The following is a 17284-nucleotide window of genomic DNA, read 5'->3' as shown; positions in this document are numbered from 1 at the left end:
GCAGATGACCAACGAAGAGCTGCAGAAGGAAATGATCGCGGCCATGAAGGCCAAGGACAAGGTTCGCCTGTCCATCATTCGCCAGGTCAAGGCCGAGGTGAAGAATATCGAGGTTAACGAGCGCCGCGACGTGACCGAGGAAGACGTCAACAGCATGATCAAGCGTCTGATTAAGCAGACGAGCGAGACGCTGGAGATGTCCATCAAGGCCGGCACCGACCAGGAGCGTACCGACAACCTGACCGAGCAGGTCAAGATTCTGGAGAGCCTGCTGCCCGCGCAGGTTTCGGGTGAGGAGCTCGAGGCCCTGATCGAGCAGGTTATCGCCGAGCTGGGTGCCACGTCCAAGAAGCAGATGGGCCAGGTTATGGGTGCACTCGGCAAGGCCACCGGCGGCAACTTCGATAAGCCGGCCGCGGCAAAGATCGTCGGCGCCAAGCTTGCGTAATTTGTTACGCGGTTTTACCAAACCGCGTAACGGCTCGACGCTGCAAACCCGTACACGCGGCAATCTGACGTTCAATTTCAAGGGCGCGACCATAAGGTCTGCGCCCTTTCATTTCACGTCACCTTGCTCGCGTGTACGGGTTTTCGCTGACTTATGCTCAACAAGGGCGGTTGTATTATTTTCGGCGCTCATTGGGGACAGACTTAAATGAGTGGGTGGAAGGTTGCGGGTTCTTTACGGGAATGTAGTGTGGGCTGCGAAAACGTGGTTCTTTCCGTACAATAGTTCAACTCGTGTAAACGCAGGGAAGGGACATTCATGGCAGACATGATCGAGATCAAGCATCTCAACAAGTACTTTGGCGACCTGCATGTGCTCAAAGATATCAACCTCACCGTCAAGCGCGGCGAGAAGCTCGTAATGATCGGGCCTTCCGGTTCGGGTAAGTCGACGCTCATCCGTTGCGTCGATTATCTGGAGGAGCCCACGTCGGGCGAGGTAGTCATCGACGGTACGCCGCTCACCAAAAAGAACCACCTGGAGATGGCTCGCAAGTATAGCTCCATGGTGTTTCAGCAGTTCAACCTGTATCCCAACATGACGGTGCTGGGCAACCTGACGCTCGCGCCCATCAAACTGCAAAAGAAGAGCAAGGAGGAGGCGACCGAGATCGCTATCGCCGCGCTCAAGCGTGTCGGCATGGCGCATAAGGCCGGCGAGTATCCGCAGAATCTCTCGGGCGGTCAGCAGCAACGCATCGCCATCGCCCGTGCCCTGTGCACCAAGCAGCCCATCATCCTGTTTGACGAGCCGACCTCGGCGCTCGACCCCGAGATGGTCCAGGAGGTTCTGGACGTTATGATTGAGCTCGCGCAGGAGGATATCACCATGATCTGCGTGACGCACGAGATGGGCTTTGCGCGCCAGGTGGCCGACCGCGTCATCTTTATGGAGGACGGCCGCATTCTGGAGGAGGGCACGCCCGAGCACTTCTTCGATAACCCCGAGAACCCGCGCTGCCGCGAGTTCCTGTCCAAGATTCTGCACTAGGCGCGGTGATGGACATGACGGATATGACGAGGGCGGCCGTGTCGCGCCGTCATTTTTTGCAGCTGGCGGGCGCCGGCATGCTCGCGCTGACGGGGACCGCGCTTACCGGTTGCGGCAACTCCACCAGCGGCGAGGGCTCCGACAAGGGGTCCAAGCTTGCGGCCATCAAGTCGCGCGGCCATCTGAATGCCGGCGTTAAGAAGGACGTTCCCGGCTATGGCTATTACGACACCGCCAAGGGCCGCTTTGAGGGCATGGAAGTCGATTTGTGCTATCAGATCGCCGCTGCCGTCTTTGGCGTGAGCTACAAGGAGGCCCGTGCCCAGGAGCTTGTCGAGTTTACCGACGTAACACCCAAGACGCGCGGCCCGCTGATCGATAACGGCCAGCTTGACGTGGTCGCGGCGACCTACACCATCACCGACGAGCGCAAGAAGAGCTGGGATTTCTCGACGCCGTACCGCACCGACTACGTGGGACTCATGGTCAAGAAGCGTTCGGGCTTTACCTCGATTGAGGATCTGGATGGCAAGGTCATTGGCGTGAGCCAGGGTGCCACCACACAGGGCCTCATCGAGCAGATGATCAAGGACAACGGCTTTAGCTGTAAGCCCGAGTTTAGGGCCTTTAGCGGCTATCCCATCATCAAGAGTTCGCTCGATGCCGGCAATATCGACGTCTTTGCCATGGACCGCTCCACGCTGGCCGGTTACATGAACGAGACCGTTGAGCTGCTGCAGCCCGAGGTCAAGTTTGGCGAGCAGGGCTACGGCGTGGCGACCAAGAAAGGCTGCGACCTTTCGGCCGTGGTCGATCAGGTGATTTGCAATCGCCTGGCCGACGGCTGGCTCGACCAAGAGGTCAAGACCTGGGGTCTTGTATAGGCGCATCGTCCAGGGAAGGAATCAAATGCTCGAAGGATTATTTGACGCCGACCGTTGGTCGACGACATTTCAAAACATGGGGCCCTTCTGGGAGGGCTTTGGCGTGACGCTGCAGGTGGTCGTTGCCGGTCTGCTGTTGTCGCTGGTGCTGGGCACGCTGCTGGGCGTGTTCTCTACCACTCGTTCGCGCGTGCTGCGCGCCATAAGCCGCGTGTACGTGGAGTTTTACCAGAACACCCCGTTGCCCGTACAGGTGCTCTTTATGTACATGGCCGGTCCGCAGTTTTTGCAGGCCATAACCGGTGCCGACCAGCCGGTGCGCATCGCTCCGTTCGTGCTGGGCTTCTTGGGTGTGGGCCTGTATCACGCGGCCTACATTTCGGAGGTCATCCGCACCGGTATCGAGGCGGTTCCGCGCGGTCAGATGGAGGCGGCCCAGAGCCAGGGCTTCACCCGTGCGCAGGCCTACTGGTACATCGTGCTGCCCCAGACGTTCAAGATCATTCTGCCGCCGCTGTGTAACCAGGCGCTCAACCTGGTCAAGAACACGTCGGTGCTGGCGCTTGTGGCCGGCGGCGACCTTATGTACCGTTCCGACAACTTTGTGAGTCTGTACGGTTACCTGCAGGGATACATCGTCTGCTGCCTTATGTACTTCATCATCTGCTTTCCGCTCGCCATGCTGGTGCAGTGGCTCGAGCGCCGCTCAAAGGAGCGTCCGCGCGGTGTGAGCTTGGCCGAGCTGGGGCTCGACAACGTAGAGGAGGCCTAGCGCATGGAAATCTTCAACGCGACCAACCTGCTCTACATTTGGGGCGGCTTTGTTAAGACGATCGAGATCTCGGCGCTGTCGATCTTTTTCTCGCTCATCTTTGGCACGGTGCTGGCACTCGTTAAAAGCTATGCGCCCCGCCCGTTCCGTATTTTGGTGAGCGCCTATATCGAGCTGTTCCGCTGCACGCCGAACCTGCTGTGGATCCTGTTTATCTATTTTACGGTGCAGGGTTTGGACATTGTGATTTCGACCATCGCCTTTACGCTGTTTACCAGCGCTGTTATGGCCGAGATTGTGCGCGGTGGCCTCAACTCGATTCCGCGCGGCCAGTTTGAGGCAGCGCAGAGCCAGGGCTTCGGCTTCTTTGCCACCATGCGCTACATCATTCTGCCTCAGACGTTTAAGACGATCATTCCGGCGCTGTTTAGCCAGTGCACGACTGTCATCAAGGACAGTTCGTATCTTTCGGGCATTAACGTGGCCGAGCTCATGTACACGGCAAACGTCGTGATGGCCCACGCGATCGACCTATCGCAGGTGCTTATGCTCTACGGCCTGGTATTTGCGATGTACTTTGTGCTCAACTTTGGTATCTCGTTGCTGGTTCGCGCATATCAGAGGCGAATGGTGGCAGCGTAGAATGTGGCAAAGGGACAGCCCCTTTGTCACATAGAGAAAGGAATCGCGATGAGCGATCTGGAGAATAAGAAGAGTCCTGTGGTCATTACCATCGCGCGCGACTTTGGCGCCGAGGGCCACGAGATTGGTCGTATCCTCGCCGATGAGCTGGGGATTCCGCTGTACGATAACGAGTTGCTGGTGCGTGCTTCGCTGCGCGCGGGCGAGTCGCTCGACAAGATGGCTGCCTATGATGAGCGTCTGGCCGTGGAGAACATGGCGTTTCTGCCCGACCGCTACGATGCGCGTTCGTACTCGGACAAGTTGTTCCAAAAGATGAGCCAGGTGATTTTGGATCTGGGTGAGACCGAGAGCTGCATTATCGAAGGCCGTCTGTCCGATTATCTGCTGCGCAACAACCCCAACCACATCGCCGTGCTGGTGACTGCGCCCTTTGAGGACCGCGTCGAGATCGTGCGCAAGAAGCGCGGCCTCAACAAAAAGAAGGGCGCCAAGCTGGTCAAGCAGCAGCAGAAGGCGCGCGAGGCGTTCTATAAGCGCTACAGTGCCGGAAAGTGGAAGATGACGAGCGGCAAGGACATCGTCGTCAACCGCGCCAAGCTGGGCCGCGAAGGCTGCAAGGACGTCATCGCCGCGGCCTACCGCTACAAAGTAGCGCAGTTCGAAGGCTAACCGACCAAAACCGCCACGAAGGCGCCGCCCCTTTATGGTGGTCGGGCGGCCGGTATAAAAAAGTCCCCGCCGGGCGCGTGCTCGACGGGGACTTTGCCGTTTGATGGCTAGCGCTGTAGGTGATTACTCGCCCAGCAGGCTCTTGGTGATGGAAGCGGCGGCCTTCTTGCCGGCGCCCATCGCCAGAATGACCGTAGCGGCACCGGTGACGATGTCGCCGCCAGCCCAGATGCGGGGATCGGTGGTCTGGCCGGTCTCCTCGTCAGCGACGATGTAGCCCCACTTGTTGAGCTCCATCTTGCCGCCGATCTTGGCAGCGAAGGGGTTGGCGTTGGTGCCGATAGCCGAGATCGCGACGTCGCAAGGGATCTCCTCGATGGCGCCCTCGATGGGCACCGGGCGACGGCGGCCGGACTCGTCGGGCTCGCCGAGCTCCATCTTCTGGACCTTGACGGCGCACACGGAGCCGTCCTCGCCAGCGACAAACTCGAGCGGGGAGACGAGCGGCAGAACCTCGACGCCCTCGGCCTTGGCATGGTGCAGCTCAGCGCGACGGCAGGGCATCTCGTCCTCGGTACGACGGTAGGCGATGATGGCGTGCTCGGCGCCCAGGCGCTTGGCGGTACGGACGGCGTCCATAGCCACGTTGCCGCCACCAAAGACGACGACGTTCTTGCCGTGCTTGGTGGGGGTGTCGTACTCGGGGAACTTGTTGGCCTTCATCAGGTTCACGCGGGTGAGGTACTCGTTCGCGAAGAAGACGTTGGGCAGATTCTCGCCGGGGACGTTGAGGAACTTGGGCAGGCCAGCGCCGGTCGCCACGTAGATGGCGTCGAAGCCCTGCTCGAACAGCTCCTCGGCCGTGGCCATGTTGCCCACGACGGAGTTGTACTCAAACTTGACGCCCATGTCCTCCAGGCCGTCAATCTCGCGCTTGACGACCGCCTTGGGCAGACGGAACTCGGGGATGCCGTAGACCAGCACGCCGCCGCCGGTGAAGAAGGCCTCAAAGACGGTAACGTCAAAGCCGTTACGGGCGAGCTCGCCGGCGCAGGTGATGCCGGACGGGCCGGAGCCGACGACGGCGACCTTCTTGCCGTTCTTGGGAGCCATCTTGGGCGTGGAGGCGAGCTCGGGGCGATCACCCAGGAAGCGCTCGAGCTGGCCGATGGCCACGGGCTCGGACTTCTTGCCACGGATGCACTTGCCCTCGCACTGGTTCTCCTGCGGGCAGACGCGGCCGCAGATGGCGGGAAGCATGGAGTCCTCGCGGATGGTATCGAGAGCGCCGCCGAAGTCCTTCTCGCGGATCTGCTCGATAAAGCGGGGGATGTTGATGTTGACAGGGCAGCCCTCAACACAGAACGGCTTCTTGCAGTTGAGGCAGCGCTCGGCCTCGGCCAGCGCCATCTCCTCGGTGAAGCCCTTGTCGACGGGGCGGAAGTCGCAGGCGCGCTCGGCAGCCGGCTCCTCGTTATCGGGGGTGCGGGGCGACTTCATATCGGCAACGAAACGACCGTTAACTAGTGGCATGCGCAGCTCTTTTCCTCATAGGCCTTGAGGGACTCGCCCTCTTCGGAACGGTAAGCGGCCTGGCGGGCACGAAGGTCATCCCAGTCGACCAGGGTGGCATCGAAGTCGGGGCCGTCGACGCAAGCGAACTTGGTCACGCCGCCCACCTCGACGCGGCAGCAGCCGCACATGCCGGTGCCGTCAACCATGATGGGGTTGAGGGACGCGGTGATGGGGGTGTCGTACTTCTGGGCGGTGAGGGTCGAGAACTTCATCATCGGAACGGGGCCGACGCAGAAGACCTGGCTCACGGCCTTGTCCTGCAGCAGACGCTCCAGCGGAGCGGTGACAACGCCCTGCTCGCCGTAGGAGCCGTCGTCGGTGGTGATGTGGATGTGGTCCTCGTCGAGGAGCTCGCGGAACTGGTCCTCCATGAGCAGGAGGTCCTTGGTGCGGGCGCCCATGATGGCGTGCACCTCGTGGCCGGTCTCGACCAGGTGCTTGGCGACCGGGAAGGCAATTGCCAGGCCAACGCCGCCGCCAATGACGGCGCAGGGGCCCTCGGCCATCTCGGTGGGAACGCCCAGCGGGCCCACGACGTCGCGCAGCGACTCGCCGGCCTCGTAGGTGGAAAGCATCTCGGTGGTCTTGCCGATCACCATGAAGATGAACTCGACCCAGCCCTCGTCACCGTTCCAGCCGGCCAGGGTAAACGGGACGCGCTCGCCCGTCTCGTTGGCGCGGACCATGAGGAACTGTCCAGCGTGCGCATGCTTGGCGATTGCGGGCGCCTCGATGCGGAACTTGAACACCTTCTCCGAGAACTGCGTCTTCTCCAGGATCTTATACATAGAACCCCTCTCTTGTTAGGGCCGCCGAACCGTGCCTCCACGGAAATGGACGGTAGCCCGAATAAAACCGTACGCGCACAGGCGTTGTGCAGACATACGGTGCAAATTATACCCTCATGGACATGTCACTTACGTGTGTCTTCGGCTGTTGGGAGCAGGGTTTATCCACTTTGGCCTACCAAAGGGGGAGAGGTTTATTTTGGTCGGTTTTATCAGGTAAAACGGCAAATGGGGCCGGCCTCGGGTTGTGATGAGGCCGGCCCCCTTTGGGGTGCTATGCATGTATGTCGGCGCGCGGTTGATTGCGATGCCGCAACTGGGGCGTTTCCGCAGGTAAAACCTGCCAAAATAAACCTATCCCTAAATGATAGGTTTTAGTGCTTGCCGTTGGCGGAGGCGGCGCCGTTAACATGGTCGCGGGCATAGACCACGCCGTGCACGATCGCCAGGCCGGCGGCGTCGGCCGCGCGGGCGCAGGTGTCCTGGAAATCCTCGGTCTCGCGGGCGCGCAGCTGCTTAAGCACGTAGTCGGCGACGGCCATCTTGCCGGGAGGGTTGCCGATGCCGGTGCGGATGCGGCTGAAGTCGCGGCTGCCCATCTTGTCGATGATGGAACGCAGGCCGTTGTGGCCGGCGTGGCCACCGCCCACCTTAACACGTACGTCGCCGGCGGGAATGTCGAGCTCGTCGTGAATCACGAGCAGTTCCTCGGCCTTGATCTTGTACTCGCGGCAGAGCTTGGAGATGGGCCCGCCCGAGGTGTTCATGTACGACTGCGGCTTGACCAGTACAATCTGGCGCTTGCCGCCCTCTTCCTCGGGATCGTTGATGTTGATGAGCGCGATCTCGGCGCCTGCTTGGTTTTTCCAGTACGTGACGCCGGCCTGACGGGCCAGCTCGTCGATTGCTTTGAAACCAGCGTTGTGACGGGTCTCGGCATATTCCTCGCCAGGGTTGCCAAGTCCGGCAACCATGCGAATCTTAAGCGGCTGTGTAGCTGCCATGTTCATCCTTTCGTTGATTTGTCGCCTGCTATGGTGAGCGACCCTGTTGCCGCTGTCAAATGGAGGGCAATTGAGGTTATTTGAGGGCGTTTGGACGGCCGTCGAAATCGAGGTGGACAGTTAGTTCGGATACGTATAAGTTCTGAGAACTCGAATTGCTCGATTCAATGCCGATACGTTGTTTTGGAGCTTTAGTTAGTCCATATGACGCTGTTTTGAAGTCTACCCTGCCTTCAAATCGGGCGAATGGTATAGAGATAACTGCAAAACAGCCTAATTCAATGTGTCCATTTATACGTATTTGAACTAACTGTCCAGCCCTGCTCGACGGTGCACGGGTGATTCGCCGTTTAGACCGGCGCAAGGCCGATTCCGGCCCGCAGGGCGTTGAGCCAAGCGGCCTGACGCTTGCGATAGCCCTTGATACGGTATCGGAATCGGACTCCCGCGAGTCGATGCATCGTTTGGGCGAAGGCTTCGAGTGCAACAAGGTCTTTCATTTGGTCGCGATTGATAACCAGGACGTGGATGCCCATTGCCTTGAGGCCATTATTTCGATTGCCATCGTGGATGCGAGCGTTTTGAAGCTCGTGCCCAATTCCGTTGTATTCGTTGTCGATTCCGGCTGCCGGGCAATATAGGTCACAGATGGCATAGGGGATGCCCGAGGACATGTTGACCGCAAGGGTGTCGAAGTCGATTCGATAGTTGAGTAGCAGGCCTCCCATGGGCAGGCTGCAACATCCGAATCCGCCAAAGCGCATGGGCGCTCCGAGAACGGCAAACATTAGGGATTCGGCTGGGGATGCAGATCCGGGTCGGGCGAGCTTGACTGCCGTGCGAAACGAGGTGTATGAGCTACTTTTGGCGAAGCGTGCGACCGCCTCGAGCTCTTCGATGGTCGTGGCGGGCTCGCATTTGTAGTGTGCCTGTTCGTAGCGGGTTTCGTTCTGCTGTTCGGTCGCCGACTGGTCGCCCCGGCAATCGAGGTCGTCCATCGCTTCGTAGTCATCGCCCTTGGGCCAGATGTCGTCATAGGCAATGGGGTATGTTGCCCCGGGAGGAAGGGAGTAGGTTCCGAGCAGCTCCATAAGGAGCATCAAGGTTTTGGCGACTGATTCATTTTTGGAACAAAGCATGGCTGTCATGGCAGGAGACGTTGCGTAGATGTCGGCCTCGACGTGCATAATTGCACCTTCAGGAAGAGGAGTGGAGAGAATATGCTGAAGAAGTCGCTTGTCGGGGCGCCTGTTGTCTTCGTTTGAAACGAGAAGATCGAGCAGTTCGGAATCATCTTCATTCCAGGCGTCGAGTATCGAAAGTGCGCCAAAGTCTATCGCGTCATTGTTGGGAATGCAGCCAGCCAAGGCCTGTGCTTGCTGTTCGCTATCAACGGAGTCCCAGGGTAGGGCAGAGTACGCCCGTCGTGCGCGACGAATTGCGCGGAGGGCGGAGAGATGTGAAATCACGGTCGTCATAGCTATAACGTACTAAGTTGGCGGCAGAATGCGACCGCCATACCGTTCTTTTCGCTCAGCGGGGCGCTGCGCGCCATGAACGGCTGGGTGTTATGAAATCGGTGGAATCGGTTGAGGGGATTGCAGGAAATTGAGCTCTGCCGCGAAGGTTGACGATAGCTACTGGACAGTTAGTTCAGATACGTATAAGACGGCGGGCGTTCGAGGCGTTTCTAAGGGCTTTCGAGGGCGATTTGAGGGTAAATATGCGGCGGTCGTACTCGAAAGCGATGAGCTTTGGGCAGTATGGCGTTCGCCGGGGAGCTCAGAAGGCTCAGAACGGCCTTTGGAGCTTTAAAAAATACGTATCTGAACTAATTGTCCAGGGAAGGTTGTCGAGGGGTAGAAAAAGGGTCGGAAGCGAGCTTCCGACCCTTTAAAAACACCAAAGATGATGAGATGCACGCTGGATTACAGCGCGAAGTCGCCGCCGACGAGCGTGGAGACGGGCTCCTCGTGGTAAACGGCGGAGATGGCCTGAGCGAACTCCTCGGCGACCGAGATGGTCTTGATCTTGCCGCCGACCTCGACGGGAATGGCGTCGGTGACGAGGCACTCGACGATCGGGGCGTCGTTCAGACGCTCGATGGCCGGACCGGAGAAGATGCCGTGGGTGGCGCAGACGTAGATGTCGCCAGCGCCCATAGCCTTGAGCTCCTTGACGTTGGCGCACAGGGTGCCAGCGGTGTCGATCATGTCGTCGTTGATGATGCAGGTCTTGCCCTTGATGTCACCGATGATGCCCATGACCTCGGCGGCGTTGTGGCGCGGACGGCCCTTGTGGGCGATGGCCAGGTCGCAGCCGAGCATGTCGGACAGCTTCTTGGCGGCCTTGGCGCGGCCCACATCGGGGGAGACGACAACCAGGTTGTCGGTGTCGAAGTGCATGTCGTTGTAGTACTGGCCAAACAGCGGCAGCGCGGACAGGTGGTTAACCGGGATATCGAAGAAGCCCTGGATCTGGCCCTGGTGCAGGTCGAGGGTGATGATGCGGTTGACGCCGGCGCGCTCGAGCAGGTTGGCGACGAGGCGGGCGGTGATGGGCTCACGCGGGCCGGCCTTGCGGTCCTGGCGGGCATAGCCGTAGTGGGTGATGACGGCGGTGATGGAGCGGGCGGATGCGCGCTTGGCAGCGTCGGTGGCGATGAGCAGCTCCATGAGCATGTCGTTGACGTTGCCGCCGGCCACGGACTGAATCAGGAAGACGTCGGCGCCGCGGACGGTTTCGTCGTAGCGGGCGTAAATCTCACCGTTGGCGAACTGCTTTAGCGTAAGGCCCGAAAGCTCGACCCCAAGGTACTCAGCAATCTTCTGAGCGAGGGGACGGTTGGAGGAACCGGAATACACGCGGATGGACTTGCGCATATTCTCCGACTTCTCGGGATCATTAATCGGCATTACCCTTCTCCTTTATATCGAATGCCATATAGATGCCTTTTTGCATTGTAACCGCGCGACGGGGTTTATCGAGTCCTGATAACGTCTTTACCGTCAACGGACACGAACCGACCACTCATCCGGTTGCGCAGGTCACGATAGAAAAAGGAGCCGCCCCCATGGGAACAGCTCCTTAGATGCTTGTTAAAACGTTATACCTCGTCGTCCTCGTGCAGACGGCGGCGGTAATCGGCGGCCCAACCCTCAATGTTTACCTGACGGGCACGACCCAGGCCAAGTGCGTCGGCCGGGACCGGCTCGGTGATGACGGAGCCGGCGGCCACGAGCGCGCCGTCGCCGATCTGGGCGGGCGCGACCATCATGGTGTCGGAACCGATGAAGGCGTCCTTGCCGATGACGGTCTTGTGCTTGTGCACGCCGTCGTAGTTGCAGGTGATGGAGCCTGCGCCCACGTTGACGCCGGAGCCCATGGTGGTGTCGCCGATGTAGGACAGGTGCGGCACCTTGGAGCCCTCGCCGATCGTGGACTTCTTGATTTCCACGTGTGTGCCGGCCTTGGAGCCGTCGAGCATGTGGGTGCCCGGGCGCAGGTAGGCGCGCGGGCCGCAGTCGACGCCGTTCTCAATGACGGCCTCGATGGCGATGGTCTCATCGATGGTGCAGCCGCTGCCGACGGTGGTGTCGGTGAGGCGACTGTTGGGGCCGAGCTGGCATTCCTCGCCCACGGTGACGTGGCCGATCAGATGCGTCTGCGGCCACACGACGGTGTCGCGGCCGATAACGGCGTCGGGGCCGATCCAGGCCTGCGTGGGATCGATGAACGTGACGCCCTCGGCCATCCAGTGCTCGTTGATGCGGTCGCGCGCAATGGCGGTGAGCTGCGCGAGCTGGATGCGGCTGTTGACGCCCAGGCCGTCGCGGTAGTCATCGCAGTGGAAGATGGAGACCGCCTGGCCGTGACCCTTGAGGATTTCGAGCATGTCGGGCAGGTAGTACTCGGACTGCGCGTTGTCGTTGCCGATCTCGTTAATGTGGGCGGCGAGCTGCGCGCCGTCAAAGGCGTAGCAGCCGGCGTTGCACTCCAGCAGCGTGGCGGCCTGCTCGGGCGTGCAGTCCTTCTGCTCGATGATGCGCTCGATCTGGCCGTCGGCGCCCAGCTTGATACGGCCGTAGCCGAAGGGGTCGGGCGGGGTCATGGTCATGACGGTGCAGGCGAGCTCGCCGGTGGCGACGGTCTGCGCGAACTTGGCGACGGTGTCGGCGGTGATGAGCGGCAGGTCGCCGTTGAGCACGACGACGGGGCCTTGCGTGATGCCGCAGGCCTCGAGCGCGACCTTTACGGCGTGGCCGGTACCCAGGCGCTCGGTCTGCTCGACGCACTCGACCTTGGTGGCGCTGTTGGCGTAGGCGCCGTCGATAAGGGCACGCATCTCGTCGGCGTGGCTGCCGATGACGACCACGACGCGGCTGCAGCCGGCCTTGATGGTGGCGTCGACGATCCACTGGACCATGGGCTTACCCAGGATCTTGTGCGAAACCTTGCAGTGGTTCGACTTCATGCGGGTGCCCTCGCCGGCGGCGAGGATAATTGCGGTTGCGTCCATGTGATCTCCTGTTACGTTATAGAGACGTGTGTTTGGAAACGATACACGGCGCAATATGATACCGCAGGCATATGTTGAGCGCGTAACGATTGGTTTGCGGCGGTTGAGGCTTGCGTCGCTGGTGTGGCGTTTGTACTGCTTGCGTGCGGCGTTGGCGGTGCTACGGAGCTGTCGTTTGAGCTAGGGGACGGGGGTGCCCGTGGACAACATACGAGAAGAGTTTGGCGGCGGGCCCGTCGCGGCATTCTCGATGTCGCATCCGGCTGTGCCGGCACTCTATATAGTGCTGACGCTGGGGCTCACCATGTTCTCGATGCAACCGGTGCTGATCGCGCTGTCGCTTGCGGGCGGGCTGGCGTATGGATTTGCGACGCGTGGGGCTGCCCGCACGCTGGGCGCACTTCGCTGGCAGCTGCCGGTGATTTTGATTATCGCGCTGGTCAATCCGCTGTTTAGTGCATCGGGCTCGACGGAGCTGTTTCGTATTGGTATGCGCGCGGTGTATCTAGAGAGCATGGTTTACGGCCTGTGCATGGGTGGACTGTTTGTGGCGAGCGTGCTGTGGTTTGAGGCAGCGGCGTCGATGCTCGAATACGACAAGGTGCTCGCGCTGCTGGGCAATGCCGCACCGGTGATTGCGCTCATGATCTCGATGTGCATGAGGCTTATCCCGCAGTTTTTGCGCCGCGGTCGTACGGTGCTGGCGGTGCAGGATGCGATTGACGTGCCGGGGCGCGCGCCGGCCGATCCCGTGCGCTCGCGTCTGCGGGCGTCAAGCGTGTTGATGGGCTGGGGCATGGAAGATTCGCTGGATCGCGCGGACGCGATGCGCTCACGCGGGTGGGGTGCCGCGACGCGTCGTACGACGTATGCGCGGTATCGACTGGGACTCAGCGACGTTGCCGCGCTGGTTGGGCTTGCGCTGTTTGGCGTGGCCACGGCGTCAGTGGCGTGGACCGCGACGACGCAGTATTCGTTTTATCCGCAGCTCTCGGTGCCGGCGCCGTGGCTGGGCTATGTCGTGTACGCTGCCTGGATGGTGCTGCCTTGCGCGTTGCACGCGATTGATGAGAAGAGGTTTGGCTGATGGCTCGGTTGGATAGGGGCCCGGTGTCGGGCGCGGCGTGCGGCCCGGATATGCCGGCGATTGAGGTGCGGAGCCTGAGCTTTGCCTACCCCGATGCTGATGCTGCGGTGCTCGAGGGGCTCGACTGGTCTGTTCCCCAAGGTGCATTTGCGTTGCTTGTTGGCGGTACCGGATCGGCTAAGTCGACGCTGCTGTCGCTGCTCAAGCCCGAGATCGCGCCGGCGGGCGAGCGCACTGGCGAACTGCGCGTGCTGGGCGAGAACGTTGCCGACATGGACGCGCGGGCATCGGCGGAGCGCGTGGGCTATGTGTTCCAGGATCCCGAGAACCAGATTGTGTGCGAGACCGTGTGGCACGAGATGGCGTTTGGTCTGGAAAACTTGGGGCTAGCGCGTGATGAGATGCGCCGTCGCGTATCTGAGACCAGCTATTTCTTTGGGCTGGAAGATTGGCTCCACCGCGACACCGATACGCTTTCGGGCGGACGCAAACAGCTGCTGTCGCTGGCGGCTGTGCTGGCATTACGCCCGCGCGTGCTGCTGCTCGACGAGCCCACGTCTCAGCTCGATCCCGTTGCTGAGAAGAATTTCCTGCACGCGCTGTTTCGTGTGAATCGCGAGCTGGGCTGCACGGTTGTTGTGGCGACGCATCAGCCGCGCCCAATGCTCGAATACGCGACGCGTGCGTACCGGATTGAGGACGGTCGCGTGCGCGAGGTGGCGGATATGGCTTCTTTGGGACGCCGAGAATCGCTGTTTTCCGATGACATGTTGGGGTGGGGTGCCATCCGATGTGCAAAAAACGGAGTATTCAGCAGGCGTGAGGACAATTTGGGCTCTCTGGAGCCGCCCGGGGACGTATCGAGCGCGAAAAAAAGTTCAGAATTGGACAAATCGTCCGAATTTGTGGCGCAAACGTCACTCGAGAATGGCTCGGAAGCCTTCCCGCGCACGGATGGAAGCAGAATACTCCAAAAAATGCACGGCGGGTCGGCTACCACCCTGTCGGAAGGCTGGTTTCGCTACGATCGCGCGGGCGGTTGGGTGCTGCGCGGGCTCGACGTGGCGTTTTCGGCCGGTGCGGTGCATGCGATCGTGGGCGGCAACGGATGCGGTAAGTCGACGATACTCTCGGTGCTGGCGAAGACCGCCAAGCTGCAGCGCGGCCGCATGGTGCGCGGAGCGGCCTCGGCGGCGCTGCTGCCTCAGAATCCCAAAGCATTGCTGGTTGCCGATACGGTTCGCGACGAGCTGATGGAATGGGCTTCGACCTGCGGATATGACGAGACCGTGGCGCGGGAGCGTGCGGCGAGCTTGGGGTTGTCGGGTCTGGATGGACGCCATCCGTACGATCTTTCGGGCGGGCAGCGTCAACTGCTTGCATTGGCAAAACTGCTGCTAATCGGCCCCGAACTGCTATTGCTCGATGAGCCCACCAAGGGTCTAGACCTGTTCAGCCGCCGCATCATCGCCCGCGCCCTGCGTGACCATGCGAAGGCTGGCGGCACCGTCATCATGGCTACGCACGATTTGGACTTTGCCGAGCAGGTAGCCGACGACGTCGCCATGATGTTTGACGGCGAGATTGCCTGCATGGAGCCGCCGGCCGACTTCTTTGCCGACAACGTGTTCTATAGGGCGTGATGGGATGACGGACTGTCGTTTCTCGCGTTTGCTTGCAAAACTGGAGATCCCGCTGTTGTTGGCGGTGCCGGCGGTAATGGCTGCGGCGTTGCTGGCGGGTGTTGAGCAGGCGGCGCTTGCCATGCTTGTCGTGGTGGCGCTGGTGCTCGCGCTGTTCTTTGCGGGTTACGAGGCATCTCGTCCGGGATTGCGCCAGATTATGCCCACGCTGGTGCTGGCGGCGCTGGCGGCGGCGGGGCGCATCCTGTTTGGGCCCATTCCCGACTTTAAACCCGTGAGTGCCATCGCCATTATCGCCGGGGCGACACTCGGTCGTCGTAACGGCTTTATGGTCGGTGCGTTGGCGGCGCTGACCAGCAATTTCTTTTTTGGGCAGGGCATGTGGACGCCGTGGCAGATGTATGCCTGGGGGCTCGTGGGATACGTTGGCGGTGCGCTGACGTACGCGGGTGCGTTCGACCGCGCCGACGGCACCGTGCGCATGCCAGCACTGCTGGCGTACGGCTTTGCGTCGGGCCTGCTCTATGGCGTCGTGATCAACGCGTATGACATCATTGGTTTTGTGCAGCCGCTTACCTGGGCGGGTGCCGTGGCGCGTCTTGCCACGGCGGTGCCGTTCGATATCACACACGGCCTCGCGACCTGCGTGTTCTTGGTCGCCCTGTACAAGCCCTGGTGTCGCCGCATTAACCGTGTCGTCGTGAAATACGGGCTGTAAGGCTGGTTGCGTCGGAGCGGGAATCAATACTGCCGAAGTGCCATTTTAAAACTATGCCGGTTTACGGGGCTAGATTGGCGCAGGCCGACCATACCGGCTTTTTTCAAAATAGAGCAAGCCGTTTACCTGCGGTTTTATTATTACGGAATTGCGCATGGCTGGGGGTTCGCGATTCAGCCCCGTAAACCGGCATAGTTTTAAAATGGCCGGCTGATACGACGGGCATCGTGGCCCCCAGAGAGCCAAATTGATCCATTTTCTTCCGTCTCCAGATGTCCCCAGGAAATCAGTTGACGGCGCTTGCCACGAAACTGGCCCATCTACTACGTTTAGCTTGATACCCCCGACCATGACCGCGTTTTATGAAAAACCGCAGGCTTTCTACCTGCGGTTTTCTTTTTGCGTTGTTCGCTGTGGTTGAGGGTAGTGGCTTAAACGTAGTAGATGGGCTGGTTTCGTGGCGGACGGGGTCACGCGGGCGCCCTTGCGCGGGCAAAAGTGATCTGTATTCCTTCGTCCCCGGGGGATCATTTGGGGGCTAGAGCTCTAGCGTGAGGGTGACGGGGCAGTGGTCGCTGCCGAAGATGTCGCCACGGATACCGGTGTCGCGTACGTTGTCGGCGATTGCGTCGCTTACCAGGAAGTAGTCGATGCGCCAGCCTGCGTTGTTCTTGCGGGCATTAAAGCGATAGCTCCACCAGCTGTAGACGCCCTCGACGTCTGGATTAGCCGTGCGCCAGGTATCGGTAAAGCCGGCGTTGAGCAGCTCGGTAAACTTGCCGCGTTCTTCGTCCGAAAAGCCGGCGTTGCCGCGGTTGGACTTGGGGTTCTTAAGGTCGATCTCCTCGTGCGCCACGTTAAAGTCGCCGCAGGTCACGACGGGTTTGCCGCTCTCGCGCTCAAGCGCGCTCAAAAAGCCGCGATAGGCATCATCCCAGGCCATGCGCACGTCGATGCGGGCGAGTTCGTTTTGCGCGTTGGGAGTGTAGACATCCACAAACCAGAACTTGTCGAACTCCAACGCGCAGACGCGGCCCTCGGTTGCGGCTTGGGCGACGAGCTCGGCCGCCTCGCCCTCGCCGGCGTAGGGTAACAGCGCGTCGGCGTGCAGCACGCGCAGCGGTTCCTGGCGGCTAAAGACCGCAGTGCCCGAATAGCCTTTACGCTCGGCGTAGCTCCAGGTTTGGCGATAGCCGGGCAGGTCAATATCAACCTGGCCTTCTTGCAACTTGGTCTCTTGCAACGCCAGGATATCGACGTCGAGTTCTTGCGCGATCTGGATAAAGCTCGGGTCCTTTTTGAGCACGGCGCGCAGGCCGTTGACGTTCCACGAGGCGAAAGTGTAAGTCTGAGGCATGGTGTCCTTTCGACGGGGTTGGCAGGCTTAAGATTAGCGCAACAGGGGCGGTGGTGGGCACCGCGCGTGCTGACCCAAAGGCCGCATGCTGGGACATCGCCCGACGCTGCCCGACCAACAAGGAC

At 60.7% G+C, this 17284-nt stretch carries 16 protein-coding genes; 9 read left to right on the top strand and 7 right to left on the bottom strand.

From position 1 onward, the window contains the following. The first annotated feature begins 4 nt into the window (after positions 1 to 4). The 6 genes from I2D57_RS04810 (at position 5) to I2D57_RS04785 (ending at position 4468) form a co-directional block, all read left to right on the top strand. The gene (locus I2D57_RS04810) at positions 5 to 448 is read left to right on the top strand and encodes a GatB/YqeY domain-containing protein (protein WP_006235801.1); all 444 of its coding nucleotides are present in this window, start codon (positions 5 to 7) and stop codon (positions 446 to 448) included. Positions 449 to 766: 318 nt separating this feature from the next. Continuing rightward, a complete protein-coding gene (locus I2D57_RS04805; protein ID WP_022094215.1) occupies positions 767 to 1498 on the top strand; it encodes an amino acid ABC transporter ATP-binding protein in 732 nt (243 codons plus the stop codon). A gap of 8 nt (positions 1499 to 1506) precedes the next feature. Beyond that, positions 1507 to 2382, top strand: a complete 876-nt coding sequence (locus tag I2D57_RS04800; RefSeq protein ID WP_195361668.1) for a transporter substrate-binding domain-containing protein — start codon at positions 1507 to 1509, stop codon at positions 2380 to 2382. Between the two features lie 25 nt (positions 2383 to 2407). Continuing rightward, positions 2408 to 3154, top strand: a complete 747-nt coding sequence (locus I2D57_RS04795) for an amino acid ABC transporter permease (RefSeq protein WP_035136546.1) — start codon at positions 2408 to 2410, stop codon at positions 3152 to 3154. A 3-nt stretch (positions 3155 to 3157) separates the two neighbouring features. Further along, complete coding sequence (locus tag I2D57_RS04790; protein WP_006235796.1) at positions 3158 to 3796, top strand: amino acid ABC transporter permease; 639 nt, start codon at positions 3158 to 3160, stop codon at positions 3794 to 3796. A gap of 48 nt (positions 3797 to 3844) precedes the next feature. Further along, the gene (locus I2D57_RS04785; protein ID WP_195361667.1) at positions 3845 to 4468 is read left to right on the top strand and encodes a cytidylate kinase-like family protein; all 624 of its coding nucleotides are present in this window, start codon (positions 3845 to 3847) and stop codon (positions 4466 to 4468) included. Between the two features lie 123 nt (positions 4469 to 4591). Here I2D57_RS04785 and gltA read toward each other — a convergent pair whose 3' ends face one another. The 6 genes from gltA to glmU all read right to left on the bottom strand — a co-directional run bounded on the left by gltA (position 4592) and on the right by glmU (position 12354). After that, on the bottom strand, positions 4592 to 6001 hold the full coding sequence (gene gltA / locus I2D57_RS04780; protein WP_117647774.1) for an NADPH-dependent glutamate synthase: 1410 nt from the start codon (positions 5999 to 6001) through the stop codon (positions 4592 to 4594). Next, positions 5992 to 6831, bottom strand: coding sequence for a sulfide/dihydroorotate dehydrogenase-like FAD/NAD-binding protein (locus tag I2D57_RS04775; RefSeq protein WP_006235793.1), 840 nt, complete (start codon positions 6829 to 6831; stop codon positions 5992 to 5994). Before I2D57_RS04775 ends, gltA begins: the two co-directional genes overlap by 10 nt. 374 nt (positions 6832 to 7205) lie before the next feature. Then, positions 7206 to 7835, bottom strand: a complete 630-nt coding sequence (pth, locus tag I2D57_RS04770; RefSeq protein WP_195361666.1) for an aminoacyl-tRNA hydrolase — start codon at positions 7833 to 7835, stop codon at positions 7206 to 7208. Between the two features lie 350 nt (positions 7836 to 8185). Further along, positions 8186 to 9313 (bottom strand): PDDEXK family nuclease, encoded by a 1128-nt coding sequence (locus tag I2D57_RS04765; protein WP_195361665.1) that lies wholly within the window; start codon positions 9311 to 9313, stop codon positions 8186 to 8188. A gap of 450 nt (positions 9314 to 9763) precedes the next feature. Beyond that, complete coding sequence (locus I2D57_RS04760; RefSeq protein WP_022094252.1) at positions 9764 to 10750, bottom strand: ribose-phosphate diphosphokinase; 987 nt, start codon at positions 10748 to 10750, stop codon at positions 9764 to 9766. A gap of 191 nt (positions 10751 to 10941) precedes the next feature. Next, the gene (gene glmU / locus I2D57_RS04755; protein ID WP_118226284.1) at positions 10942 to 12354 is read right to left on the bottom strand and encodes a bifunctional UDP-N-acetylglucosamine diphosphorylase/glucosamine-1-phosphate N-acetyltransferase GlmU; all 1413 of its coding nucleotides are present in this window, start codon (positions 12352 to 12354) and stop codon (positions 10942 to 10944) included. Between the two features lie 199 nt (positions 12355 to 12553). Here glmU and I2D57_RS04750 point away from each other — a divergent pair, with 199 nt between their 5' ends. Genes I2D57_RS04750 through I2D57_RS04740 form a run of 3 tightly spaced genes read left to right on the top strand, consistent with a single transcriptional unit; the run spans position 12554 to position 15802 of the window. Continuing rightward, the gene (locus I2D57_RS04750) at positions 12554 to 13441 is read left to right on the top strand and encodes an energy-coupling factor transporter transmembrane component T (RefSeq protein WP_324249202.1); all 888 of its coding nucleotides are present in this window, start codon (positions 12554 to 12556) and stop codon (positions 13439 to 13441) included. Continuing rightward, a complete protein-coding gene (locus tag I2D57_RS04745) occupies positions 13441 to 15084 on the top strand; it encodes an ABC transporter ATP-binding protein (RefSeq protein ID WP_195361664.1) in 1644 nt (547 codons plus the stop codon). The genes I2D57_RS04750 and I2D57_RS04745 overlap by 1 nt, the downstream gene beginning before the upstream one ends. A gap of 4 nt (positions 15085 to 15088) precedes the next feature. Continuing rightward, positions 15089 to 15802, top strand: a complete 714-nt coding sequence (locus I2D57_RS04740; RefSeq protein WP_195361663.1) for a DUF6580 family putative transport protein — start codon at positions 15089 to 15091, stop codon at positions 15800 to 15802. A 538-nt stretch (positions 15803 to 16340) separates the two neighbouring features. Here the strand turns inward: I2D57_RS04740 and I2D57_RS04735 are convergent. After that, a complete protein-coding gene (locus tag I2D57_RS04735; RefSeq protein WP_195361662.1) occupies positions 16341 to 17159 on the bottom strand; it encodes an exodeoxyribonuclease III in 819 nt (272 codons plus the stop codon). Positions 17160 to 17284 lie beyond the last annotated feature (125 nt).

Origin of the sequence: Collinsella aerofaciens (genome assembly GCF_015553355.1) — a bacterium.
In the GTDB taxonomy this organism is placed as follows: Bacteria; Actinomycetota; Coriobacteriia; order Coriobacteriales; family Coriobacteriaceae; genus Collinsella; species Collinsella aerofaciens_V.
The sequence above is the reverse complement of the archived record's forward strand: the minus strand, read 5'-3'. Positions and strand labels throughout refer to the sequence as shown.

Excerpts from the sequence above, each read along its gene's own strand:
- I2D57_RS04745 (WP_195361664.1), top strand. The coding sequence starts at position 13,441 with ATGGCTCGGTTGGATAGGGGCCCGGTGTCGGGCGCGGCGTGCGGCCCG.
- I2D57_RS04805 (WP_022094215.1), top strand. The coding sequence starts at position 767 with ATGGCAGACATGATCGAGATCAAGCATCTCAACAAGTACTTTGGCGAC.
- I2D57_RS04740 (WP_195361663.1), top strand. The coding sequence starts at position 15,089 with ATGACGGACTGTCGTTTCTCGCGTTTGCTTGCAAAACTGGAGATCCCG.
- I2D57_RS04790 (WP_006235796.1), top strand. The coding sequence starts at position 3,158 with ATGGAAATCTTCAACGCGACCAACCTGCTCTACATTTGGGGCGGCTTT.
- I2D57_RS04810 (WP_006235801.1), top strand. The coding sequence starts at position 5 with ATGACCAACGAAGAGCTGCAGAAGGAAATGATCGCGGCCATGAAGGCC.
- glmU (WP_118226284.1), bottom strand. The coding sequence starts at position 12,354 with ATGGACGCAACCGCAATTATCCTCGCCGCCGGCGAGGGCACCCGCATG.
- gltA (WP_117647774.1), bottom strand. The coding sequence starts at position 6,001 with ATGCCACTAGTTAACGGTCGTTTCGTTGCCGATATGAAGTCGCCCCGC.
- I2D57_RS04735 (WP_195361662.1), bottom strand. The coding sequence starts at position 17,159 with ATGCCTCAGACTTACACTTTCGCCTCGTGGAACGTCAACGGCCTGCGC.
- I2D57_RS04795 (WP_035136546.1), top strand. The coding sequence starts at position 2,408 with ATGCTCGAAGGATTATTTGACGCCGACCGTTGGTCGACGACATTTCAA.
- I2D57_RS04800 (WP_195361668.1), top strand. The coding sequence starts at position 1,507 with ATGGACATGACGGATATGACGAGGGCGGCCGTGTCGCGCCGTCATTTT.
- I2D57_RS04775 (WP_006235793.1), bottom strand. The coding sequence starts at position 6,831 with ATGTATAAGATCCTGGAGAAGACGCAGTTCTCGGAGAAGGTGTTCAAG.
- pth (WP_195361666.1), bottom strand. The coding sequence starts at position 7,835 with ATGGCAGCTACACAGCCGCTTAAGATTCGCATGGTTGCCGGACTTGGC.
- I2D57_RS04765 (WP_195361665.1), bottom strand. The coding sequence starts at position 9,313 with ATGACGACCGTGATTTCACATCTCTCCGCCCTCCGCGCAATTCGTCGC.
- I2D57_RS04760 (WP_022094252.1), bottom strand. The coding sequence starts at position 10,750 with ATGCCGATTAATGATCCCGAGAAGTCGGAGAATATGCGCAAGTCCATC.
- I2D57_RS04785 (WP_195361667.1), top strand. The coding sequence starts at position 3,845 with ATGAGCGATCTGGAGAATAAGAAGAGTCCTGTGGTCATTACCATCGCG.